We start from the raw sequence: 24,838 nt of genomic DNA, 5'->3' as shown, positions 1-24,838 counted from the left end.
ATAAATTTGTAACGACGTTCACCATTTACCGTACCAGAACGGGATAATAGGTGAACAAAATCCCCAACTGGTCACAATTATTTATTTAGAGGAAAATAAAATGAATACAGTGACTGAAGCTAAAATCAAAGATTACGTAATATCAGATATCAAGCTAGCTAAGTTTGGAAGGCAAGAAATTGCAATTGCCGAAACAGAAATGCCAGGTTTAACAGCGATTAGGGATGAATATGCGGCAAGCCAGCCTTTAAAAGGTGCGCTAATTAGTGGTTCCTTACACATGACAATTCAAACAGCTGTTCTTATCGAAACGCTTATTGCATTAGGTGCAGAAGTTAGATGGGCATCATGCAACATATATTCAACTCAAGATCATGCTGCGGCTGCGATTGCAGAAGGTGGAACGCCTGTTTTTGCTTTTAAAGGCGAAAGTCTCGATGAATATTGGGAATTTACACATCGCATTTTTGAATGGGAAGATAGAAAATTTTCCAATATGATTTTAGATGATGGTGGTGATGCTACTCTTCTGCTTCATTTAGGCGTTAAGGCTGAAAAAGATATTTCAGTGCTAAATAATCCAACCTCTGAAGAAGAAATATGTTTGTTCTCGGCGATAAAAGGAAAATTAAAAACAAATCCCACATGGTATTCAGAAAGAATTGGTCACATTAAGGGAGTTACTGAGGAAACTACAACTGGAGTCATGAGGCTTTATCAAATGTTCCGGGATGACGAGTTAAGTTTTCCTGCAATTAATGTAAACGACTCAGTTACTAAATCGAAATTTGATAATCTTTATGGCTGTCGTGAATCATTAGTTGATGCAATTAAAAGAGCTACTGACGTTATGGTGGCAGGAAAAATTGCAGTCGTTGCTGGTTATGGAGATGTCGGTAAGGGTTCTGCTCAAGCGCTAAGGGCACTATCTGCACAAGTATGGGTAACAGAAATTGATCCTATTTGCGCCTTACAGGCGGCAATGGAAGGATATCGAGTTGTTACGATGGATTATGCTGCTGAACATGCAGATATTTTTGTGAGTGCAACAGGAAATTACCATGTGATCACACATGAGCACATGAAGAAAATGAAAGATCAAGCGATAGTTTGTAATATTGGACACTTTGATAACGAAATTGATGTTGAATCATTATCAAATTACGAGTGGGAGGAAATTAAACCGCAAGTTGATCATATTATCTTCCCAGATAAAAAAAGAATAATCCTCCTTGCTCAAGGTCGATTAGTTAATCTAGGTTGTGGGACAGGGCACCCAAGTTATGTTATGGGTTCATCATTTGCTAATCAAACCATTGCTCAGATTGAATTATTTACTCAGCCAGAAAAATATCCTCTGGGTGTTTACACATTACCTAAGCATTTGGATGAAAAAGTAGCGGTTCTTCAATTAAAAAACTTAAATGCTGAGTTAACAAAGCTTACACCTGAACAGGCAAAGTATATTGATGTTGACGTTACGGGCCCTTTTAAACCAGACACTTATCGATATTAAGATAATTTAATGGCTCGAAATACAACATTTAGCTTTGAATTTTATCCTCCTCAAACTCAAGAGGGGGCTAATAAATTGATGCAAACAGCTAAAGAACTTAATGTATGTAGCCCTGAATTTTTTTCAGTCACTTTTGGTGCAGGAGGTTCAACTAAAGAAAAAACTTTAGATACTGTTATAGATCTTAAAAAGTCAGGCTTTAATGCAACACCACACATTTCATGTATCTCATCATCAAAAGCTGAAATTAAAGAGTTATTAGATAAATATAAGTCGAATAAAATAAATCATTTAGTGGCTCTCCGAGGTGACAACCCTTCGGGTAGCATAAATTTTGGCGAACTTAATTATGCAAATGAATTAGTCAATTTTATTAAGTCAGAAATGGGAAATACTTTTAAAATTGATGTGGGCGCTTATCCAGAGGTTCATCCCGAATCAGAAACTGCAAAACAAGATTTTATAAACTTTAAAAATAAAGTTGAAGCAGGCGCAGATTCAGCAATAACTCAGTTTTTTTATAATGTTGATGCATATTTCAAATTCGTTGATGAATGTCAGAAGAATTCAATAAATATCCCGATTGTCCCAGGGATTATGCCAATTTATAACAGTAAACAACTTATTAGGTTCGCAAATAATTGTGGAGCTGAAATACCAAGATGGTTAAAATTTAAACTAGAAGATTATTCAGACGATTTAGATTCACTAAGAGAGTTTGGCGTAGATTTTATAAGTGAACTATCTGAAACATTGATTCAATATGGCGTCCCAAGCATACATTTTTATTCATTAAACTATTCAAAGACATTGTCAAAGATAGTAAAAAATATATCTTAAGTATTAATGAAGCTCGGTGCGTTTATTTTGAAATAGTGAGTCTTCGACAAATAGATAGCTATTTTCTTTCCCACTTTTCCATAATGTCATCATAACAATCCATCTCATTTCATCAATGTTGATAGATTTTTGATTTAAAATCATAATTTGATCTAAAATTACTTCAAATTCTGTTGAATTAAGAATTTTTGCGTTGAGTAAAAACGTTAGAAAGGTAAAAGCCTCATTAGAAATTTTCTCATATTCTTTTTTTGATAAAACTCTTAAGCTGTCTTTATTTGTTAGCTCAAAACCATTACTAATTTTTTCCAAATGATTAAACCAATCAAACGCAGATGAAATATCTTTGTCATTAAAGCCTGCTTCTTCAAGCTCAACTGTAATATCATTCATATTTAATTTAGGTTTTGTACTGATGTAATTTTCGAATAAATAAATGAGTAGATCTAACATTTTATATGCCCTAAAGTTTGGTTAAAGAATATAAATCCTTATTGATATAATATCAGATATGTAACTAAAGCAATTAATTCAAATTTTTTTTACAGAAATATAAAATGACAACATTAAATATTCTAAAATACCCTGATCCAAGGTTATACAAGGTTGCCAGTGAGGTAAAGATTGTTGATAGCAAAATTAAAACATTAATCTCAGCAATGGCTAAAACGATGTATGAAGCACCAGGAATAGGTTTGGCAGCAACGCAAGTAGATGTTCATCAGAGAATTATCGTCATTGATATATCTGAAGATAAGGATGATTTACTAGTGTTAATAAACCCAGTTCTGCTTGAAAAAAAGGGAGAGAAAATTAGTCAAGAAGGTTGCTTGTCTGTACCTGAAATTTTCGAAAAAGTTGAAAGGGCTGAATTGATCAAAGTATCTGCATTAGATGAAAATGCTAAAAGATTCGAATTAGATGCCGAAGGCTTGTTAGCTGTTTGTATTCAACATGAAATGGATCATCTGGAGGGAAAGGTATTTGTTGATTACTTGTCAAATTTAAAGAAAAGTAGAATAAAGAAAAAATTATATAAGATGAGTAAATGAGCATAAAAAAAATAAGTATTATTTTTGCTGGAACTCCAGAATTTGCTGTACCAGCATTAGAAAAAATCAATTTAGCTGGTTTTGAAATAAAATTGGTTTTGACGCAGCCTGATAGAAAGTCAGGTAGGGGTATGAATATTAAAAAAAGCCCTGTGAAGCAAAAATCAATTGAGCTTGACGTACCTCTTTATCAACCTGAAGTTTTAAGAAATAATAAGGAGGCCATAAATAAAATCATTTCAAAAAAAGCAGATATTTTAATTGTCGTAGCCTATGGCTTAATTATTCCAGACGAAATTTTAAATGCATTTAATGGGCATATATATAATATTCATGCTTCCCTGTTACCTAGGTGGCGAGGAGCTGCACCGATTCATAGAGCCATAGAGGCAGGAGATAAAGAAACGGGGATTACAATTATGAAGATTGTCAATAAACTTGATGCGGGGCCTATGGTTATGAAAGAAAAAGTATCTATTTCTGGAGAAGATACGACTGATTCTTTATCTAAAAAATTATCAGACATAGGATCATCATTGATCACTACTTTATTAAGTAATATTGAAAGAGGAAAAGTAATCAAGCTAGAAAAACAAAATGAAGAGAATGTTACTTATGCAAAAAAAATAAATAAATTAGAGGCTATCGCTGATTTTAATAATTCCCCTGAAGTTTTATGTCAAAAGATTAGGGCATTTAATCCATTCCCAATGGTTAATATTAATTTTGAAGGAAAGAGTTTGAAGATTGTTAAAGCGACAATTTATAATAAAGAAATTAAGAAAAATTTAGCTATAGGTAGATTATTCCTACATGGAGAAGACTTATTATTAAAGCTTACTTCAGGAATACTAAAATTAGACGAAGTTCGACTTGAAGGAAAGAAAACAATGATATCCTCAGATTTTGTAAAAGGGCATCAAGTCATGAAAATTAATTCATCTAATCAGTGAAAGAAGCTCAACTTACTGCCGCAGGAATAGTAATGGATGTAATAGAGGGCAAGAATTTAAATAAAGTTTTTCATAAACATTCAAAAGAAAATAAAATTAATCCGAAAGATATTTCTCAGATAAAAGATCTCGTTTTTGGTACCCTTCGCTCCTATGGGAAAACAAAATTTGTTATCAACAAATTAGTTAAAAGAACACCTTCTAATCCGTTAATTTTAACATTGCTCCATATCGCACTATTCCAACTCATTTTTAATCGATCAAATTCATATACAGTTGTAGACCAAGCTGTTTCAGCATCAAACAAGATAAATAAAAGTCATACTAGATTCATAAATGGTGTGCTTAGAACCTTTCTTAGAGAAAAGGAAAGTATCCTAGAAAAAGCTGAAAAGATTGATGAAGCAAAATATAGTTATCCTATATGGTGGATAAATCTGATAAAAAATGAATATCCAAATTACTGGAATAATATTCTTGATATAGGAAACTCACATCCACCTCTTATTATTAGAGTAAATATAAAAAAAGGAAGTATAAGCAACTACATTAAAAAATTAGAAAACCATAATATTGAGCACCTATATTTAGGCATGGAAGCAATATTAATAAAAAAACCAATGCCAATAGATTCTTTAACAGGTTTTAAAGAAGGGGAGGTTTCAATACAAGATTATGGAGCTCAACTCGCGACACATTTACTAGATTTAAAGAAAAATTATAATGTTTTAGATGCTTGCGCAGCTCCAGGGGGTAAAGCTTGTCACATGAATGAGATAGAAGAAATTAAATTGACAGCAGTAGAGGCCGACAAACAAAGAGTGAAAAAAATTAATGAAAACCAAAAAAGGCTTGGGCATACTTTTAAAGTAATTAATTCTGAAATTAAAGCTGGCAACGCATGGTGGGACAAAAAATTATTTGATAGAATTTTATTAGATGCACCATGTTCTGCATCTGGAATAGTAAGGAGACATATAGATATAAAATGGTTAAGAAGGCGTGATGATTTAGATTATTTCCACGAAAAGCAGCTTCAATTATTAAGAGCATCATGGGAGATGTTAAAGCCTTTAGGAAAACTCCTGTATGTTACCTGCTCAATATTTGAGATAGAGAATAGATCAGTAATAAATAGATTTTTAAAAGAAGAGAAAACTGCAGTAGAAATTAAAATTAAATTTCCAAAAAACGTGAATGTAGATGATAATCAGTTATTACCCTCACTAATTCATGACGGATTATTTTATGTACTATTTCAGAAAAAATAATTTAAATTTATTACTTTTTTTTATCCTTATCTTTAATCTGAGCATATCACTTGCAAACAGAGAAAATAAAATTAGTATAAGTCAAATTAAGCTAGAAAATAACCAAGAAAATATTGTTATTGATCTGCAGCAAAGCTCGCAATTATCGTCAAAAATTATAGAGCTTCTTGAGAGAGGTATTCCAATTGTCTTTAATCTAAAAATTGACTTAATCAAAGAAAAAAAGTATTGGTTTGATAAGGTAATAAATCAGAATAATTTTGTATACCAAATTAAATATTTTTCACTAAGAAAAGTTTTTGAGGTTATTGATATAAATGGAAACAAAAAAATTTTTGAAGATGAACAAGAAGCTATTAAAAATTTACTAAGTGACAAAGAAATTATAATAAAAAAAAATAGTCACCTTGATAATACAAAATTAAAAATATGGGTAGAGCTTGATAAAAAAAGATTACCTAAAGCAATTCAGGCAGACATATTTAATAAGTCATGGGATGCAGGGTCTAACACAATAATTTTTGATATGAATAAATTATGAAGTACCTAATTACATCAGTAGCTGTCATTGGATTAGGTTTTTTAATTCTTTTAGCACAGTCATTATCGAATACTGACTTAGTATCAAATGATACTTTTATAATTTTACTGGTAATTTCTTCATCCTTTGTTGTTTGTCTATTTCTTCTTATCATTTTCCAAGTCTTCAAATTACTCCAAAGTGTAAGAAAAGAAATTACTGGTAGCAAATTAACATTACGATTAGTCATTTCATTTGGATTGATGGTTCTTGTTCCTGTGTCAATTGTATATTTGGTATCCGTAAATTTTCTAACAAAATCTATTGAGTCATGGTTTGACGTTCGTGTTGAGTCAGCCCTCGAAGGTGGTTTAAATCTTGGGCAAAATACAATAGACATTTTAATAGATGACATTGAATTGAAGGGGAAAAGCATTGCATATGCAATTGCAAACAACCCATATGAAAAAAGAGAAGACATCTTAATTGATTTAAGAGAAAAATTTAGTATATCAAGCGCGGTTTTATATAAAAATGATGGAAGTATATCTGCAATATCAGAAACTAATCCAACTATAAGGTCGTCAACTATAAGTCTCGAGGATATAAGAAGAGTAATGAATGGATATTTTGGAAGAATAGAAGAAACAAAAAATAAGAACCTAATTCTTAAAGCATTTATCCCAATTTTTTATAACGATACAAATCAAAAAATAGATTTGATTGGTTTAGAGGAAATATTAATGTTGTCTCAACCGGTTCCTGAGTCCATATCAAATATGGCAATTTCAGTCGAGTCAGTATTTGAAGAGTATCAGCAACTTAGATATAGTCGAAACTCATTAAAAATTATTTACACGTTAACATTAACAATCGTTCTCATGTTAGCAATTTTAACTTCGGTTGCAATTTCATTTGTTTTAAGTAGAAGATTTACAAGGCCACTATCACTACTATCCGAAGCAACAAATCAAATAGCAAAGGGAAATTATAAAAAAATAATACCAGAGGTAGGTAAGGATGAGTTGGGAACATTGGTCAAATCGTTTAACTCGATGACATATCAATTAGACACTGCCACAAAGAATTCAAAAAAAAATAGAAAGCGCTTAGAGGAGGCAAGAGCATTTTTAGATGCCACTCTTACAAATTTAGCAACCTCAATTGTAGTTATTGATAAAAATATCAATATAAAATTGTATAACAAGTCGGCAGCTAAGTTACTGAATTTTAAATTATCAAATATGGTTGGTGAGAATTTAAAAAATGCAATTAGAGATATGCAGAAATTTCAAATGGTGAATTCTTTCATTGAAGAATCATTAGGAAAAAAAAATAAGTCTAAAGATACATCAAAAGAAATTGTTATAGGCACGCAGGAAGATAAAAAAACTTTAATCTTAAAACTTTCAGCATTACGTGAAGGCTCGGGTATTTCCTATATTCTTGTATTAGAAGATATTTCAACAGTGGCCAAAGCTCAGAGGCAAATTGCCTGGAGTGAGATTGCAAGAAGATTAGCACATGAAATTAAGAACCCTTTAACTCCGATTCAGCTATCAGCTGAAAGAGTTCAAAATAAAATTATAGATAAGTTAAATGAGGCTGATAAAGAATTATTAAATAAATCAACCAATACAATAATTAAACAGGTAGATGCTTTAAAGTTAATGGTTAATGAATTTACCGAATATTCTCGCACTCCGAGCATTGTAAGAAAGGCTGTTAATATTACAGAGCTTATAGATGAAATTTCTTATTTATACTCTGGTCAGAATATTGAAATAAAAAAAAATTATCCTAAAAAAATTAAAGAAATAAAAATTGACGAAAATAAATTTAGGCAGGTATTAATAAATATTTTTGATAATTCGAAAGCAGCAACTGAAAATATAAAGAATCCCGAAATAATTACTACAGTAAAATACAATAAAGATTTTATCAAACTTAAATTTAAAGATAATGGGATAGGCATACCAAAGGAAATAATTGATAAAATTTATGAGCCATATGTCACATCTAAAAAAACAGGAACAGGTCTTGGATTGGCAATTGTAAATAAAATAATCGAAGAACATTCTGGCAATATAGAAATAAATAATACTAAACCAAACGGAGTATGCATATTAATCACTCTTCCTCTGATGGAGATTAAAAATGGCTAAGATAAAAGTTAGACTTCTTATAGTTGACGATGAAAAAGATATAAGAGATTCACTAAATGATATTTTAACTGACGAGGGGTATGAAGTTTACTTGGCTGAAAATGCATTGGAGGCAAAAAAAATAAAATTAGCCCAAACTTTTGACTTAATCTTACTTGATATTTGGATGCCAGATATTGATGGCCTTTCCTTACTTAAAGAATGGGCATCGAATAATGAAATAAATTGTCCAGTTGTTATGATGTCTGGACATGGAACCATAGATACGGCGATTGAGGCTACAAAAATCGGAGCAACAGATTTCTTAGAAAAACCTATATCCTTGCAAAAACTTCTTAAGACTATTTCAAGTGCTCTTAAAAATTCAGTTGAGTTAAAAAAGATTGATAAGACTTTTTTTGATGAATGTAATCTAAAGTTTGTAAAAGATATTCAAGTTGAAATTAATCGACTTAAGAAGATTGATTTGGTTTCTTTTGTAGGTAATAAAACTAATTTTATTGAAATTTTTATATCTATGTTATTTACTACTGATTACTATTTAGTTAAGAGAGTTTCTAATATAAATAATAATTTATTAAATATGATTCAAACATCAGGATTAAAATTTATATTGTTCGAAAATTGCCTTGATGGGGCAATAAAGTATAAGGATAGTAAAAAAATATTTAATGAGTTAATTGCGAATAAAATAAAGATCATTTTTTTAGAAAAAGAAAGAGCTACACTTGACAGCTTTTTTGAAAATGAAAATGAAAATAAGTTTGCTATCTTTGAGCCACCAAAAATATCTAATGATAGAGATTTAATCCCTGATTTATCTAATGCATTGCTTACATTTCATTTAAATAAAAATCCTAATATTTCTTTTAAGATTCTTGATATTTCGGCTTTAAACACATTAAGAAATAAAGTTGGAATAGAAAGTTTAGATCAGCTTGATAAAACTATCGTATCACTAATTAAGACATCAGATACTGAACTCATTGATAAAGATGATGTTGATACTCACTTTGATAAACATAATTCACCTATTGATCAAAATAGTAATGATGAAATAAAAATAGATTTTTTATATGAAAAACCCCTTAAAGAATCAAGAGATTTGTTTGAAACTATGTATCTAAAACATCACCTTAGTCAAAATAAGTCTATTACTGAATTATCCAAAAAAACAGGAGTAGAAAGAACACACCTTTATAGAAAACTTAAACAATTAGGGATTAAGGCTTAATTCAATAACTACTGGAACATGATCTGATGGTCGTTCAAAAGTGCGCGTCGTTTTATCAATGTAGGCTTTTTTTAAAAAAGTTAATAGGTTTTTTGATAAAAGGATATGATCAATACGCATTCCCAAGTTTCGTTTAAAAGGTATTCTATAGTCCCACCAGGAGAATTCTTTTGCATTAGGATTCATCTCTCTAAATGTGTCAATGAATCCTAGATTAAGTAATTTATCAAAATATTTTCGCTCTTGAGGCGATACCAAAATTTTTCCATCCCATGATTTTGACTCATAACAATCTAGCTTTGTTGGCGCAATATTAAAATCTCCAGTAATAATATTTTCAACTCCATCAATTTTTTTTTGTAAAGAACTAATAAATGATTTGAGCCAATTAATTTTATACTCAAATTTATCTGAGTTAAGTGACTGTCCGTTAGGGACGTAAGCAGATATAACGCGAAACTTAGGATCTTCATCATTAGGATATATTCCAGATATTAATCTTTTTTGTTCATCATAGAAATTAGGAATATCAAATTGAACGTCAATTAATTCTTTATTGCTTATTATTGCAACACCATTATAGGTATTTTGTCCGTTATGATATGAGAAGAGACCTTCCTGTTCAAAAACATCATGCGGAAAATTATCATTATTTTGCTTTGTTTCTTGTAAACAAAGAACATCAGGTTGATTCAAATTTATCCAATCTAAAACTTGAGGAAGTCTAACTTTTAATGAATTTACATTCCACGATGCTATCTTCATTAATTTGTTAGTCCATTATGGGTTAGCAAAGCATTTATTTTTGGTTTTCTTCCCCTAAAAGCAATAAAAGATTCCATTGCAGTTCTAGACCCTCCTTTAGAGAGAATTTCTTTTTTAAATTTATTACCTGCTGTTTTTGATAAAATTCCGATTTCTTCAAATAAGCTATAGGCATCAGCAGAAAGCACTTCGGCCCATTTATAGCTATAGTAGGCTGAAGCATATCCTCCTGAAAAAATATGACTAAAGCTATGGGGGAATTTGTTCCACGTAGGTGTATTTATAACTGAAACTTGAGCTCTAACATTTTTCAGAATCTTCATAAAACTTCTATTCTTTGGTGAATATTCTGTGTGAAGTTTAATATCAAATAATGCAAATTCAACTTGCCTCAATGTTTGTAAACCTGATTGGAAATTCTTCGACTCTAACAAATTATTAAAGAGCTTTTTAGGCATATAGGTATTAGTTTTTTTGTTATACGACATATCTCTTATGACAGACCATTCCCAGCAATAATTTTCCATAAACTGACTGGGTAGTTCAACTGCATCCCACTCTACTCCCTTTATTCCTGAAATAGAATATTCTGTCACTTCAGTTAGAAGATGATGAAGTCCATGTCCAAATTCGTGAAATAAAGTGATTACCTCATCATGTGTTAAGTATGCTTTACCATTTAATGGAGGAGTAAAATTACAAGTCAGATAGGCAACGGGGCTTTCTTCTTCATTCATAAATTTATATTTAGAAATTGCTTCATCCATCCAGGCACCGCCACGTTTCTCTTTTCTCGCATATAGATCTAAATAGAATTTCCCTACTAACTGCTTCTCCTTATTAAATATTTCAAAAAATTTAACATCTTCATGCCATGTAGATGCTTTTGTTTCATTAATATTTAAACCATAAATCTTTTTGCAAATATTAAAAAGCCCCTGCAATACGTTATTAACAGAAAAATATTGTTTAATTTCTTCATCAGTAATACTGAATTTTTTCTTTTTTAGTTTTTCAGAAAGATAAGGTATATCCCACGGCATTACTTTAGCAATATTAAATTCTTTTGCGATATCATAAATATCATCAATATCAGCTAAGGCCGATTTCGTTGCTTTTTTTGTAAGTTTTGATAAGAAAGATATAACCTCTTCCGGAGATTTAGCCATCTTAGTTTTTAAGAGCATTGACGAGATATCTGAGTAGCCAAGTAACTTTGACATCTCGTATTTAAGTTTGAGTATATGATTTATATTTTTTGTATTATCAAACTTACTATCCATCAATGAAGAAGCTTTTGTATTATATGCGGTATAAATATCTTTTCTTAGTTTGCGGTTATCTGCATATTGCATGATTGGTAAATAGCTTGGGAAGTCAATGGTAAATAAAAAACCCTCCTTTTTTTTAGCTTTAGCTTTTAAATGTGCAGATTTAACAACATGATCTGGAATTCCTTTTAATAAATTTTTATCTGAAATAACTAATTTAAAATTATTCATAGAATCTAAGATATTTTCATCAAAAGAAGATGATAGCTTTGATAGTTTGCTTTGAATTGCTTTAAATCTTGCCTTTTGTTTTTTTTCTAAAGCAACACCAGAAAGCTCAAAAGATATAATTTCATTCTTAATAAGTTTTTTCTGTGAATTTGATAATTGATTATTATTTTGAAGTATATTTTTATACTTATTATAAAGAATGCGGCTTTGACCTAAATGAGTAGAATATTCAGTAACTTTGGCAAGCGCTTGGTTGTAGACTTTCCTATATGATGTTGAGCTTTTAACTGCGTTAATATGATTAATGTAAGACCAGACCCTGTTAAGTCTCTCACTGCATATCTCTAAGGGCGCAACAAAGTTCATCCAATTGGGTGATTCGCTCATAGATTCTATTTTTGAAACAACTTTGATATTTTCGTTAATTACTTTATTTATTGCAGGAATCACATGTTTAGGTTTTACGTTAAAAAAATCCGGCAATTTATCTCTTACTAAAAATGGGTTCATATTAAATAGAAAACTTGAAATTAAAACACTGTGGCTTTATTAAACAAAAAAAATTCAAATTAAATTAATTTTCAGCTGAAAAATCAGTTCTTTTGAAATTCTTGTGAAATTGATGGCTCTTAATTTTGTCTTTATGCTTAATTATTTGTTTGCCGAGTTTGCTAACTAATAAATCAATTGATTGATACATATCAGAACTAGAACATTTAGCATGTAGATCAGTCTTGTGAAGGTAAATATTACCCTCAGCATTATGAGTGATATTATCAACACTCAATATAATTTTAATTTCTGAAATTTCTTGAGAATGTCCCTCTATTTTTTTTAGTTTTTTCCCGATATGATCTTTTAAGCCATCGGTAATCTCAAGATGATGTCCTATTATGTTTATTTTCATACAAATATTTTATACTTTTCTTTGGTAAGAGGGTAAGATTTTTAATTTGATACGGTACTTTGCAACCGTTCTTCTGGCTATTTCTATTCCATCGTCGTTTAGAATCTTACATATCGCAGAATCTGAATAAGGCTTTTTGGGATTCTCTTTGCTAATTAGGGTATTTATCTTACTAAGAAGTGATCTTGATGAAACATCTGGTGTTTCATTTCCAACCAATGTGTTAAAGAAAAACTTTATTTCGAATATTCCATGTGGTGTGGCAATAAACTTATTTGAAGAGATTCTCGAAATAGTTGATTCATGCAATTCAAGATCAGATGCAATTTTCTTTAATGTTAAAGGTTTGATGCCAGACTCTCCATGTTCTAAAAAGTTAATCTGATTTTGCATAATTGCTCTGGAAACTCTTAAAATTGAAATCGACCTTTCATTTAAATTTTTTATCAACCATTTTGCTTCTTGAAATTTTTCTTTCAAATCATTTTCAAGAGAATTACTCAATAAATCTTGATAATTTTCTTCTAATTTCAGTTTAATATGATTATCTTCATTCAAAGTTGTTATCCACTGACTACCCTCTTTTTTAACAAAAACATCCGCTGCTATATATGATGTTCGATCAGTTTTTTGAAAGATTAGCCCAGGTTTTGGATTTAAATTTTTAATTAAGGAGACAACATCCGCAAGTTCTATTTCATTACATTTTAAATTCTTTTTTAATTCCTCATAATTTTTGTTTCCCAGGACGCTTAAGTGATTTTTTATTAATTTCTCAGCAAGATTACAAATCTTTTCTTGATTATTGATAAGTTTTAATTGAATAGTTAAACATTCTGTTAGATTTCTTGCACCAATACCAGGGTGTGTTGAATTTTGTATTATTTTTAATAACTCCTCGACTCGATGTATTGCTGGTTTTTGTTTAATAGGGATTGAGTTTCTAATATCTTCTGTAGAGTCAATTAAATATCCATTTTCATCAATTGAATCTATTAAGTAAGACAGAGTTAATTGGTCCTCCTCGCTAAAGTTAAAAATAGCAATATTCTCAACTAAATATTCTCTTAGAGTTTGGTTTATTTCTTCATTATTTAAAATATCATAATAATTTTCATCGGATGAATACTTAGATTTTGAACTTTGATTAGATAATAAAGTTGTATCTTTTACTTTAAGGAAAATATTATCTGATAGATATTCCTCAATCAGGTCATTTAGTTCTGATTGTGATGCATGAAGAAGCTTTATTGATTGCTGTAGCAAGGGAGTTAATTTTATAGATTGTGATAATCTTAAATTTAAACCTAACTTCATTTTAAAGTATAAAGTTCTCGCCTAAATATATATCTTTGACATTCTGGTTTTGAGCAATAACCTTAGGTGTGCCTTGTGCAAAAATTTCACCTTGGTTAACAATATATGCTTGATCACAGATACCTAAAGTTTCTCTAACACTATGGTCAGTAATTAAGATGCCAATTCCATTAGAGGCGAGTAGTTTGATAATTTTTTGAATATCAATGACGGCAATAGGATCAATTCCGGCAAAAGGTTCATCAAGAAGAATAAATTTTGGTTTATTAGCCAGACATCTTGCTATTTCAACCCTTCTCCTCTCTCCACCCGAAAGGCTAATAGCGGTATTATTTTTAATGTGTTGAATATTTAATTCTTTCAAAAGGTTTTCTAGCTCTAATTTAATTTGATGCTTACTTAAATTTCGAAGCTCTAAAATGCTAATGATATTTTCACTAACATCCATCTTTCGGAAAATTGATGGTTCTTGTGGTAAATATGAGATACCTTGTTTTGCTCTAATGTGAATGGGAGTTTTTGTTAAATTTTTCTGATCTAATAAAATATTGCCATGATCAGCTGCTATTAAACCGACAATCATATAAAAAGTTGTTGTTTTTCCTGCTCCGTTGGGACCTAGTAAGCCTACTATCTGTCCACTCGCTATTTTTAATGAAACATTTTTTACAACAATATTTTTTTTATAGCTTTTTCTTAAGTTTTGAATTGTTAAAGTAGACATTATTTTTTAGGCTTTATTATTGCTTTTGTGCGCCCTTTTTTTGTCTCTGAACCACCCTCATCTTTTCTTGAGAGTGCTTGTGCAAATTCACTAGTGGCATCATACATTATGTAATCTCCCCATACCTCGTCATCACCTCTCTTTACAAAGGCTTTTTCGTATAAGTGAATTTTATCCATATGACCATCGTACTCAATACGAAGCGCCTTGCCTTCAATATATTCATCAGAACCTTCCATTTTTTGTCTAAAAGTTGTTGGGTTACCAATGGAGGTGCTATGTTGAAAACCCTGTCTATCCTCTCTAATAATAAGTTTGTCTGCATTTATTAATAGTGATCCTTGAGTTAGAATTACGTCCCCTTCATAAGTACTTGTATTTTTAGTTTCTTCTACTGTCATTGTATCAGCTTCAATTTCAATAGGTTTATCACTATCCGCCTCTTCTGAAATAGCAAATTGACAGAATAAAATTGATATTACGAAAATATAATATATATATTTATTTTTTGTAATCAATCTTTGAATCTCTCATCACCTGTTGGTTTTTCATAGCGTACTTTAACATTGCTTAAAAGTTTCAAAATGCCTTCTTTATTATCATACTTCATTCCAACTCCATCTATTTCAATATTTGGTTCTTGAATCATTTTTACAGCTTTTTGGCTTGTGACAACATCTAATTCTGAATATATATTTAGTTCATGAGTATAGAGTTTCAAAGTCTTTTTTGTTTTTGTAGGAAGCCTTATAAGAATAGCATTTTCTTTAAGGGTTATTTCCTCACCCTTCTTGCTGATCTCACCTAAATCGCTATAAATAGTCGAATGTTTTTTCTTATTTTTATATTTTGTATAGAAAGGTTTAAATAAGGAAGTTTTATCTTCTTCTTTAAAATGTTTCATATAATCAGCTTGAAGGGAAGATTGTAAATTCCCATCTTCATCCGTTTTAGTTGAATCAAAATCTTTAAGGAAGAATGATGGTCCACTATTTTTACTTAGCGTAAAGTTTTTATATTCATTTATAACCTCTTCTTTAAGCCAAAAAGATGCTAATGCAACAATAGCTATAAAAATAAAAGCAAAAGCCGTTGAAAGTAAATTCATAAAATAACTATAGAATTTTAGCCTTAAAAAGGCTTTGCAGTGTTAGGGAGCCAACTAAAGAATTATTTGTATCAGTGATTAAAAAAGATGAAATTTTTTCTTTCTCCATTATTTTGAGTGCTTCTATCGCCATTTGTTTTCCATTCAATGTAATGGGAGAGTTTTTCATTACATCAGAAATAGGTGTATTAAGACTAACACCACTTAAAAGTGATCTTCTTAAATCACCATCAGTGAATATTCCTTTTGGTACATTTTTCTTATCAACAATAGCTGTAAAACCTAATTTTTTATTTGTAATTTCCTCTATTGCATCTTTAATGGTAGCTTCATGATTAATCTTTGGTGTTGATCCTAAATTAATCATAATATCTTTAATGTGAACAATCTTACCAAGTGAGCCACCAGGGTGCGATCTTGCAAAATCCTCCGAACCAAAATCCCTTTCATTAAGAACACAGACTGCCAGCGCATCACCTAATGCTAACATTAATGACGAACTAGCTGTTGGAGCAAGTCCCAGGGGGCATGCTTCTTTTTTAACTGAGGAATTAATATGAATATTACTTTCTGTAAATAGAGTAGAGTTAGTATCGCCGGTAATACTAATTATTTTTGCACCTATCCTCTTAATAAGTGGGACTAGAAGAATGAGTTCTTGGCTTTCTCCTGAATTAGAAAGAAAGATAACAACATCTTTCTCTGTAATCATACCTAGGTCACCATGGCTAGCTTCACCAGGATGCATAAAGAAGGATGGAGTTCCTGTACTTGAAAGAGTAGAAGCTATTTTTCCAGCAATATGACCTGATTTTCCAATACCACTTAAAATAACTCTTCCTTCACAGCGCAAAATGCATTCCACCGCATCAGAAAATTCTTTTGATATTTTGTCACTCGCTTTTAATATCTCATTTGCTTCAATATTTAAAACATCCTGAGCAAGCTTGATTCTTTTTGACGACATAACTCCAACTAAATTTTAATTACAATTACATAAGTATAGTGTGGTTTGATAGTAGAATAAAGAATATAAAAAAAGGCTTTATAGTTTATGTTTGAATCTCTTCAGTTAATAATTTTATTATTAGTAAGCTCTGTGTTCTTAGTGGCACTTTTTAAATATTTATCATTACCCCCAATGATCGCGTATTTTGCTGTAGGGCTTATTCTTGGCCCTAATGCCTTAGGAATTCTTCCAGATTCTGAATCAAGTCGCCATTTTGTTGAATTTGGCATTGTATTTTTAATGTTTACAATTGGTTTGGAATTTAGTTTACCTAAGTTAAATGCAATGAGAAATATATTATTCGGCTTAGGTGGGTCCCAAGTCTTAATAACACTTCTCGTTGTCATAATGTGTGGTGTATTTTTTGGATTGCAGCTACCTTCAGCATTTATTATTGGTGCAGCGCTTACGATGTCATCTACAGCCATAGTATCAAAGATTTTAATTGAGAGATCAGATTTAAATAGCCGACATGGAAGACTATCTATTGGAATTCTATTGTTCCAGGATATAGCAGTGATATTTGTTTTGATATTGATCCCTGTATTTAATAATTTAGAGGCAGATTTATTTAAATTAATTTTCTTTGCATTATTAAAAATTGTTTTTTTATTATTTATTGTATTTAAGGCTGGTAAACCAGTGATGAACTATTGGTTTGATATTGTTGCAAAAAATAAATCGAGAGAATTATTCGTTTTAAATGTTTTAATGATTACTCTTATTTTTTCTTATGTCACTAAATTGGCTGGTTTATCTTATGCGTTAGGGGCATTTCTTGCAGGTATGATTATCTCCGAAACTCGATATAGACACCAGGTAGAATCTGACATTACTTCATTTAGAAATATTTTATTAGGCTTATTTTTCATAAGTGTTGGCATGATGTTAAATATCGCGATATTCAAAGATAATTTCTCGCTAATTATTTTATTGTTTTTAACTTTTACAGTTTTTAAAATTATTCTAATCACCGCTTTAACAACGATGTTTAAGTATGAGCTTGGTGTAGGTATCAGAACAGGGATTATTTTATCTCAGGCGGGGGAATTTGGTTTTGTGATTTTAGCGCTAGGCCAAAAAAATGCAATTATTACTGGAGATATATTTCAAATTATATTATCTGTATGTTTATTGTCTATGCTGATAGCCCCAATATTAATTCCATTAAATGGTCGAATTGCTAGATGGATTGCAAAAGGATATTCAAAAAAATCAGAAACTCTTGTAAAGCAAATTGAAGGGGTAGGACATGATTATTCAGACCATGTGATTTTATGTGGTTATGGGAGAAGTGGACAATATCTTGGAAGATTTTTAAAAGAAGAAAATATTAGCTTTATCGCTATCGATATGGATTTAAATAGAGTAAGTGATGCCTCTATAGCTGGTGAAAATGTTATGTATGGAGATGCCAGCAGAAGGATCGTTCTCAGAGCTGCTGGAATTGAAAGAGCAAAGGCAGTAATCGTTGCATATACAGATGATAGGTCAACAGAAAAAGTGCTTAACGTTATTAGAGAGTCTTTTCCCATTTTACCGGTAATTGTTAGAGCTAAAGATGAATCGTCTGTAGATAAATTGCAAAATGCAGGAGCTACAGATGTAGTTCCTGAGGTACAAGAAGGTAGTTTAATGTTAGCGTCACATGCCCTTGTTCTTCTTGGAATACCCCTAAGCAATGTAATTAAAAAAATCAGAATCTTTAGAAGTGAAAGATATAAAATGTTTAGGGGGTATTTTGCTGGGGCAACAGATGTTGACCAGGAGGCTTCTAGTCATGACTTACCTCAACTTCACTCAGTAGAAATAAAAGAATATTTTTCTATTTGTAATAATTCAATTTCAAACTTATCTTTGAAGAATTTTGATGTTGAAATCCAATATATAAGAAGACCTAATATGTTGGAAAATATAGAACCAAGGCCAGATATTGTGTTAACCGCCGGAGATATATTAGTAATTATAGGCACTCAAGAAAACTTAAATTTATTTGAAAAATATACCATTAATGGAGAATAGTTTGTGGCTTTAAAAGCCGTAATAATAGGGGGAGGAGTTGTAGGTTGTATAACTGCAATTAAACTTAAAGAAAATGGTTACGATGTCACTTTAGTAGACAAATCATTTGTTGGTGAAGAATCATCAGCAGCAGGAGCGGGCATCATATTCCCATTAATGCCATGGAATTATGAATCAAGGGTATTTGATTTATGTATAGGCGCATTATCTTTTTATAAGAATTTATCAATTAAGTTAATAAAGGCTGGATTTGAAGACCCAGAATTTATTGAGTCGGGAATGATATGTATTGATCCATCAGATAAAAAAAAAATTGTGCAATGGGGAGAAAAAAATAATTTTACTATAAAAGAATATTTATTTAATAATAGGCCATCATATGAACTTGCAAAAGTAGCCCAAATTAACCCAACAAAACTAATGAAATCTTTAAAGCAGTATATTTCGAGACTTGGCATTGAGCTTATAGAAAATGTGAATATGCGTAAAATAGAAAAAAAATCTAATTATTTAGATGGATGGCCAACTAAAAAAAATGAACTTATAAAGGGCGATTTTTTTGTGACCACGGTAGGAGCGTGGAGCTCAGAAATTAATGATGATTACAAAAATAAAATTTATCCAATAAGAGGTCAAATGATTAGATATCCAAAATCTGAAATTAAACTAGATAAAATTCTTTATTCGGAAAATTTTTATTTATTACAAAGAAAATGTGGTTCTATTTTGGCGGGAAGCACTATTGAGAATGTAGGTTTTGATAAAACAGTTACTGCAAAAGCGGCAAATGAACTTAATGAAAAGGCTATCAATCTTGTTCCTGAATTAAGAAATTTTAAGCCTTGTAAGCAATGGGCTGGTTTAAGACCGGGTGTAAAAGGGAACATTCCGTTTATTCGGCAAGATAACAATTATAAAAATGTGTATATAAATTCTGGGCACTATAGATATGGTATTACAATGGCTCCAAAATCTGCTAACGAGGTATTAAAATTAATTGAAGACAAATAAACATGAAAAAATTAAGGTTATATGGCGCTTTACAGATGGCAAAGCAGGTCACGATAAACAATCATTAGCCCTTGTTGATAGTCTAATGAACCAAACTAAGTGTAGATTATTTGATTTCAATGTCCAAGATCAACGCAATCCAATTTTAAATATAATCTTTAAAAATTATAAGTTACCTGAAGGTATAACAAAACCTGATATTGCTATAGGTGCAGGGCATAAAACTCATTTACATTTATTAGCTATAAAAAGATGTTTTAATTCAAAAATTGTTGTCATTATGAAGCCAAGCATACCCCTTATTTTTTTTGATTTGTGCATTATCCCAAAACATGATGATATAAAAGGTGGTGCTAATATTATTACCACCCAAAATAGTTTAGTTAACTTCAATTCAAATCTTAATAAAAAGGAAAATATAGGTTTAATCCTAATAGGAGGCCCCTCCAAACATTTTTTTTGGGATTCAAGGTTGGTCTTACAAGAAATATGTAAGATTTCAAGGAAATTTAAATTTAGAAGGTTATTATTAACTACTTCAAGAAGAACGCCATTCGATTTTGTAGGCGAATTAAATAAATTAAACATTTATAATATTAAAGTCTACGAATATTCACAAATTAAAGGGGACTGGCTTGATAAGCATATTAATAAAGTAAAGAATATTTGGGTTACTAATGATTCATATTCGATGATAACCGAAGCCCTAACAAGTGGTGCAGATGTGGATATTATTGATCTTAAAGCAAAAAAAGATTCAAAATTATCTAAAGAGATAAAAATAATTAAAAATAATATTAAAAGAAAAATACCTATTCAAAATGAAGTGAAAAGAGTTGCTAACTTTATTCTAAAAAAATGGTTTTAAATAAAAAAATTTCTATCTTACAAGTTCTACCAGATTTAAACTCAGGTGGAGTTGAACGAGGAACTCTGGAAATCAATAAGTATTTAGTGGATATGGGATACCGTTCTATAGTGATATCCAATGGTGGGAGAATGGTAGAAGAATTAAAAAGTGATAAGGGGGAGCATTATAAGCTCGCTATAGGTAAAAAAAGTATTTTTACAATTTTTACTGTTGTAAAAATGATCAATTTCATTAAAAAAAATAAGATCGATATTGTTCATGCGAGATCAAGATTGCCAGCATGGGTATGTTATTTGGCATTAAAATTAATTAAAAAATCTGTGAGACCAGTTTTTATAACTACTGTTCATGGACCTTATTCGGTAAATTATTATAGTAGCATTATGACAAAAGGAGATAGAGTAATTGTTGTTTCAAATATGATTAAGAAGTATGTAGAGAGAAATTATAATATTGATAAAAAGAAAATCTTCTTAAATTATCGTGGAGTATCAAGTAAATTCTTCTTTCAAAAATTCAAACCTTCACGAGCATGGTTAAAAAATTGGTATAAAGAATTCCCGCATACCAAAGGTAAAATTATATTTACTTTACCAGCAAGAATTACGCGTTGGAAGGGGCAGGATGACTTTATAAAATTAATAAAAGAAATTACTCTTATAAATCCTAATATTCACGGATTAATTGTAGGGGATGAGAAGAAAAAGCATAACTTTACCAAAGCCTTGAAAGATAAAATAAAAAGTCTTAAGATAAAAAAACAAATAACATTTGTTGGGCACCGTAAAGATCTAAGAGAGATAATGTCTATTTCAAAAATAGTATTTTCATTATCAAAAGAGCCTGAAGCTTTCGGTCGAATTTCTCTTGAAAGTCTAAGTTTAGGAATTCCAGTGATTGCATATTCACATGGTGGAGTTGAAGAGCAGCTAAAAAAATTATTACCAAATGGATTGGTAGGCATTGGAAAAATAGATGCCGTTAAAAATTTAGCTATAAGGTGGATTTCTAAACCTCCAAAAATCAGGAAGAATACCTTTTTTACAATTGAAAAAATGTTGGAGAATTCCTTAACTGTGTATAAACAGTCTATTAAAAAAAGGGTAACTTTTAGATAGCCTTTTTCCAATAAATTTTTAAAAAATTAATTTTTTTTTGCAAATAATCTATTTATTGCCAACATCACTCCAATTAATAACCAAATAATCGCACCATATTTATTTGCAAAAAAGCTTGTTCCTGATGCAATAGGTAAGAAACAAGTAAAAATAATATTAAAAACTAAAGCAAAAGAAAGCCATAACCTTTCTTTATAGTAATTTTTTAGAGATGAAAATGCCAGGACGGACACCATTATATAGAACAATATAAAGCCAATTAAACCTGTTTCAGAAAGTAATTGAAGGGAGATATTATGCGGGTGAAAGCAAACTCCTGACCCAATGGCTTGCAGGTATGAAGAACCATAAATTCCAAGATTTTCACAAGCCTCTCTATATTTATGAAGCCCAACTCCAAAAATTGGAGATTGCATCCAAACGTCATATGCACTTTGCCAAACTAGACCGTAATCCGAGGATCTCCAGTTTAATATTTTTTCAATTGCTGAAAAAAATGCACGCTGAGTAGTGTCAGGAAAAGAATATCCAAAAAATAATATTACAATACAAGATATTAATAAAAGAATAGATATTTTTCTAAATGAGAATAATTTTGCAAAAATAAACCCTATGAACACAATAAAAATACTTGCAAGTGTTAATAAAAGTGACATTCTTTCTCCAGTAATGAAAACTGTAAGAAATAATGTAGTACAGATTATGAAGAACGAGTAAATTAAATAATTATTCTGCTGTTTTAATTTATATTTATTGTAGAAAATTAAAAGCAATGGGGGAAGCATAGCTAATTTGGCTAGCCACATACCAACATGAGGAGATGAAAAGGGACCTGTTAATCTGACTGCATTGATTTTCTCTAACCCAAAAATATCTTTATCGAAGAAGAATTGCCACCAAGTATCAAAAATTATAAAAATTAAGACAATTATCATTGATACAAAAAATTTCTTAAGTAATTGAATATCATTCAAGATCCAGTAGGATAATGCCATTGCAAATATTGGCCATCTTATAAAAAATAATGAGTAGGCAAAAGTCTCAGTTGGGTCAATACTCATTGCCGAGTTAATTATCAGACAATAAATTGTAAAAATTAATGCAAAGCAAAACCATTTTTCTTTTACCCAATGCCAACCTATATTTTTGTATGAATGGTATAAAAATAAAAGACTAATTAAAACTATTGTGACATCAGCTAAACTTCTAGAGAATATTAAAAGTAATGGAAGAAGATATGGGAAGTAATTTTTTATACTAGCAGTCATGATTGAAGCTCGCAAATAAGCTCTTCTATAGGATTTTTCCAATCTCCCAAGGTCGATTGCCTAAAAATTTTAATAGATGGATACCACGGCGAATCTTTTCTCTCATTCATCCATAAAAAACTTGATTTTTCCGGAAGCAATAAAAAAGTTTTTTTCCCTAATGCACCGGCAAGATGAGCGATTACAGAATCAACAGATATTATAATGTCCATCATTTTAATAAGTGATGCAGTGTCAGAGAAGTCTATTAATGAATTTTCATGATCAATAATTTTAGAATTATTAAGTACCTCTAAATCCTCAAGAGGCATCTCTTTTTGAAGAGAGTAAAATTCAAAAGGAAGAGATAATAATTCAGAAAAATCGTCAAGTGACATACTTCTATTGTGATTATTTTTATGTAGTGGGTTCCCAGACCAACTTAAACCAATTCTCAAATGATTATTATTTTTAAATTTTTTTTCCCAAATTTTATTTTTGTTTAAGTTTGTTTGAAGGTAAGGGCATTTATTTGGAATATTTGAAATTTTAGTTTTGAATCCAAGTGGGAGGCTCATAATAGGGGAATAAAAATCAAATTCAGGGGGTTGAACGTTTGGGCCAATTACCTCTATTTCAAGATCCTGAGAGGTGATTATGTTATAAAAAGGTTCTGTGACTTCTAAGATTATTTTCTTCGGATGTAAATCTTTTAATAAAGCTATATATCTAAAACAATGAATAAAATCACCATGGCCTTGTTCGGGATATATGAAGATGACTTTATTTTCTATAGATTCATTTCCCAACCATAATTTTTTTGGATAATCCCTTACCCATTCTTTTGCAAAGCTTTGCCACCTATATTCATATAGCTCCCATCCGTCTTTAAAATTTCCTTGAAAAAGATGGAGTAATGATTTATTCCAATAAGATTCTGGGTACTTTGGATCAAGGGAGATACATTTATTAAAATCTTCCATAGCTAAATTAAAATTTTTTAATGCCTGAAAAGATAAGCCACGATTACTATAAAAGTATCCTGTAGTTGGTGCGTTTTTAATACATAGATTGAAGTATTCTATTGATTCATCAAATCTATTCATTTTATAGGAAGCTAAACCAGCATTGTTATAAAAGATTGCATTAGTTTTATTTATTTTTATGCATTTAGTAAAATATTCTAAAGCATTCTTTGCCTCACCAATTTCTAATAGATTAATACCCATAGAATTTAAAATTTGTAAATTCTCGGGATCAAGTTTTAGAGCACTCTTTAAACAATCAATAGCCTCATTATGGATTTTAAGATTAGTTAAAAGCTCCCCTTTTTTTATGTACGCTTCTAAATATTCAGGAGCTTTTGTTATTGTTGTTTTATAAAATTCAAGAGCTTTTGTGGGATTTTTTTGATTAAGATAAGAATTGCCAAGATTAAAGCTAATCATAGGTTGGTTTGGATTTATTTGTAGTGATTTTTCAAGCAATGAACATCCTTTTTTGTCATTACCTATTTGGAGATTTAAAGTACCAAGACTATTGCATAAGTCAGCACTTTCTGGATATTTAGAAATTAAATATTCAAATCCTTTTTGTGCTTTATTTAAATCTCCAGATTGATGAAACTGGATACTTTCTTGAAATATATCATCATCATTTTTATGTTTATTCAAAACCATTAAATTA

General features: G+C 30.4%; 23 protein-coding genes. 12 read left to right on the top strand and 11 right to left on the bottom strand.

All coding sequences use genetic code 11. The features are described 5' to 3' along the window. Positions 1-100 precede the first annotated feature (100 nt). On the top strand, positions 101-1,516 hold the full coding sequence (ahcY, locus tag K6112_04075) for an adenosylhomocysteinase (protein QZP17213.1): 1,416 nt from the start codon (positions 101-103) through the stop codon (positions 1,514-1,516). A 9-nt stretch (positions 1,517-1,525) separates the two neighbouring features. Beyond that, positions 1,526-2,356 (top strand): methylenetetrahydrofolate reductase [NAD(P)H], encoded by an 831-nt coding sequence (gene metF / locus K6112_04070; GenBank protein ID QZP17212.1) that lies wholly within the window; start codon positions 1,526-1,528, stop codon positions 2,354-2,356. 3 nt (positions 2,357-2,359) lie between these two features. On the opposite strand, the gene K6112_04065 is transcribed toward metF, so the two are convergent. Then, positions 2,360-2,809: a DUF494 domain-containing protein gene (locus tag K6112_04065; protein ID QZP17211.1), complete on the bottom strand. Its 450-nt coding sequence runs from the start codon at positions 2,807-2,809 to the stop codon at positions 2,360-2,362. A 104-nt stretch (positions 2,810-2,913) separates the two neighbouring features. Here K6112_04065 and def point away from each other — a divergent pair, with 104 nt between their 5' ends. From def to K6112_04035, 6 genes are read left to right on the top strand one after another with little or no spacing between them, the layout of a single operon-like run. Beyond that, positions 2,914-3,408 (top strand): peptide deformylase, encoded by a 495-nt coding sequence (gene def, locus K6112_04060; protein QZP17210.1) that lies wholly within the window; start codon positions 2,914-2,916, stop codon positions 3,406-3,408. Then, positions 3,405-4,361 (top strand): methionyl-tRNA formyltransferase, encoded by a 957-nt coding sequence (fmt, locus tag K6112_04055; GenBank protein ID QZP17209.1) that lies wholly within the window; start codon positions 3,405-3,407, stop codon positions 4,359-4,361. The genes def and fmt overlap by 4 nt, the downstream gene beginning before the upstream one ends. Next, positions 4,358-5,632 carry a 16S rRNA (cytosine(967)-C(5))-methyltransferase RsmB gene (rsmB, locus tag K6112_04050; GenBank protein ID QZP17208.1) on the top strand — a complete coding sequence of 425 codons (1,275 nt, stop codon included), beginning with the start codon at positions 4,358-4,360 and terminating at the stop codon, positions 5,630-5,632. The genes fmt and rsmB overlap by 4 nt, the downstream gene beginning before the upstream one ends. Beyond that, positions 5,610-6,173, top strand: coding sequence for a DUF4390 domain-containing protein (locus tag K6112_04045; protein ID QZP17207.1), 564 nt, complete (start codon positions 5,610-5,612; stop codon positions 6,171-6,173). Before rsmB ends, K6112_04045 begins: the two co-directional genes overlap by 23 nt. Further along, the gene (locus tag K6112_04040; protein QZP17206.1) at positions 6,170-8,317 is read left to right on the top strand and encodes a HAMP domain-containing protein; all 2,148 of its coding nucleotides are present in this window, start codon (positions 6,170-6,172) and stop codon (positions 8,315-8,317) included. Before K6112_04045 ends, K6112_04040 begins: the two co-directional genes overlap by 4 nt. Then, positions 8,310-9,551, top strand: coding sequence for a response regulator (locus tag K6112_04035; GenBank protein QZP17205.1), 1,242 nt, complete (start codon positions 8,310-8,312; stop codon positions 9,549-9,551). The genes K6112_04040 and K6112_04035 overlap by 8 nt, the downstream gene beginning before the upstream one ends. Here the strand turns inward: K6112_04035 and xth are convergent. The 8 genes from xth to K6112_03995 form a co-directional block, all read right to left on the bottom strand. Then, on the bottom strand, positions 9,534-10,316 hold the full coding sequence (gene xth, locus K6112_04030; GenBank protein QZP17204.1) for an exodeoxyribonuclease III: 783 nt from the start codon (positions 10,314-10,316) through the stop codon (positions 9,534-9,536). The two genes, K6112_04035 and xth, sit on opposite strands and share 18 nt — an antisense overlap. Continuing rightward, a complete protein-coding gene (locus K6112_04025) occupies positions 10,316-12,328 on the bottom strand; it encodes a M3 family metallopeptidase (protein ID QZP17203.1) in 2,013 nt (670 codons plus the stop codon). Before K6112_04025 ends, xth begins: the two co-directional genes overlap by 1 nt. Before the next feature lie 64 nt (positions 12,329-12,392). Beyond that, positions 12,393-12,725 (bottom strand): ribosome-associated translation inhibitor RaiA, encoded by a 333-nt coding sequence (gene raiA, locus K6112_04020; GenBank protein QZP17202.1) that lies wholly within the window; start codon positions 12,723-12,725, stop codon positions 12,393-12,395. A 9-nt stretch (positions 12,726-12,734) separates the two neighbouring features. After that, entirely contained in the window at positions 12,735-14,042 is a 1,308-nt protein-coding gene (rpoN, locus tag K6112_04015) for an RNA polymerase factor sigma-54 (GenBank protein ID QZP17201.1), read from the bottom strand. 1 nt (position 14,043) lies between these two features. Next, the gene (lptB, locus tag K6112_04010; protein ID QZP17200.1) at positions 14,044-14,766 is read right to left on the bottom strand and encodes an LPS export ABC transporter ATP-binding protein; all 723 of its coding nucleotides are present in this window, start codon (positions 14,764-14,766) and stop codon (positions 14,044-14,046) included. Further along, positions 14,766-15,281, bottom strand: coding sequence for a lipopolysaccharide transport periplasmic protein LptA (gene lptA, locus K6112_04005; protein QZP18482.1), 516 nt, complete (start codon positions 15,279-15,281; stop codon positions 14,766-14,768). Before lptA ends, lptB begins: the two co-directional genes overlap by 1 nt. Then, positions 15,281-15,874: an LPS export ABC transporter periplasmic protein LptC gene (gene lptC / locus K6112_04000; protein QZP17199.1), complete on the bottom strand. Its 594-nt coding sequence runs from the start codon at positions 15,872-15,874 to the stop codon at positions 15,281-15,283. Before lptC ends, lptA begins: the two co-directional genes overlap by 1 nt. Positions 15,875-15,881: 7 nt before the next feature. Continuing rightward, positions 15,882-16,841 carry a KpsF/GutQ family sugar-phosphate isomerase gene (locus K6112_03995; protein QZP17198.1) on the bottom strand — a complete coding sequence of 320 codons (960 nt, stop codon included), beginning with the start codon at positions 16,839-16,841 and terminating at the stop codon, positions 15,882-15,884. An 87-nt stretch (positions 16,842-16,928) separates the two neighbouring features. Here K6112_03995 and K6112_03990 point away from each other — a divergent pair, with 87 nt between their 5' ends. The 4 genes from K6112_03990 to K6112_03975 are packed head-to-tail and all read left to right on the top strand — an operon-like array spanning position 16,929 to position 21,905. Beyond that, positions 16,929-18,905: a cation:proton antiporter gene (locus K6112_03990; protein ID QZP17197.1), complete on the top strand. Its 1,977-nt coding sequence runs from the start codon at positions 16,929-16,931 to the stop codon at positions 18,903-18,905. A 3-nt stretch (positions 18,906-18,908) separates the two neighbouring features. Beyond that, positions 18,909-19,916, top strand: coding sequence for an FAD-dependent oxidoreductase (locus tag K6112_03985; GenBank protein QZP17196.1), 1,008 nt, complete (start codon positions 18,909-18,911; stop codon positions 19,914-19,916). After that, complete coding sequence (locus tag K6112_03980; GenBank protein ID QZP17195.1) at positions 19,903-20,784, top strand: mitochondrial fission ELM1 family protein; 882 nt, start codon at positions 19,903-19,905, stop codon at positions 20,782-20,784. Before K6112_03985 ends, K6112_03980 begins: the two co-directional genes overlap by 14 nt. Next, a complete protein-coding gene (locus tag K6112_03975) occupies positions 20,775-21,905 on the top strand; it encodes a glycosyltransferase family 4 protein (GenBank protein QZP17194.1) in 1,131 nt (376 codons plus the stop codon). Before K6112_03980 ends, K6112_03975 begins: the two co-directional genes overlap by 10 nt. 26 nt (positions 21,906-21,931) lie before the next feature. On the opposite strand, the gene K6112_03970 is transcribed toward K6112_03975, so the two are convergent. Together K6112_03970 and K6112_03965 are read right to left on the bottom strand one after the other, a co-directional pair. Beyond that, positions 21,932-23,215 (bottom strand): O-antigen ligase family protein, encoded by a 1,284-nt coding sequence (locus K6112_03970; GenBank protein QZP17193.1) that lies wholly within the window; start codon positions 23,213-23,215, stop codon positions 21,932-21,934. After that, on the bottom strand, positions 23,170-24,831 hold the full coding sequence (locus tag K6112_03965; protein QZP17192.1) for a tetratricopeptide repeat protein: 1,662 nt from the start codon (positions 24,829-24,831) through the stop codon (positions 23,170-23,172). The genes K6112_03970 and K6112_03965 overlap by 46 nt, the downstream gene beginning before the upstream one ends. Positions 24,832-24,838: the final 7 nt, after the last annotated feature.

The sequence above is a fragment of the Methylophilales bacterium genome (assembly GCA_019823025.1).
GTDB lineage: Bacteria > Pseudomonadota > Gammaproteobacteria > Burkholderiales > Methylophilaceae > BACL14.
The sequence above is the reverse complement of the archived record's forward strand: the minus strand, read 5'-3'. Positions and strand labels throughout refer to the sequence as shown.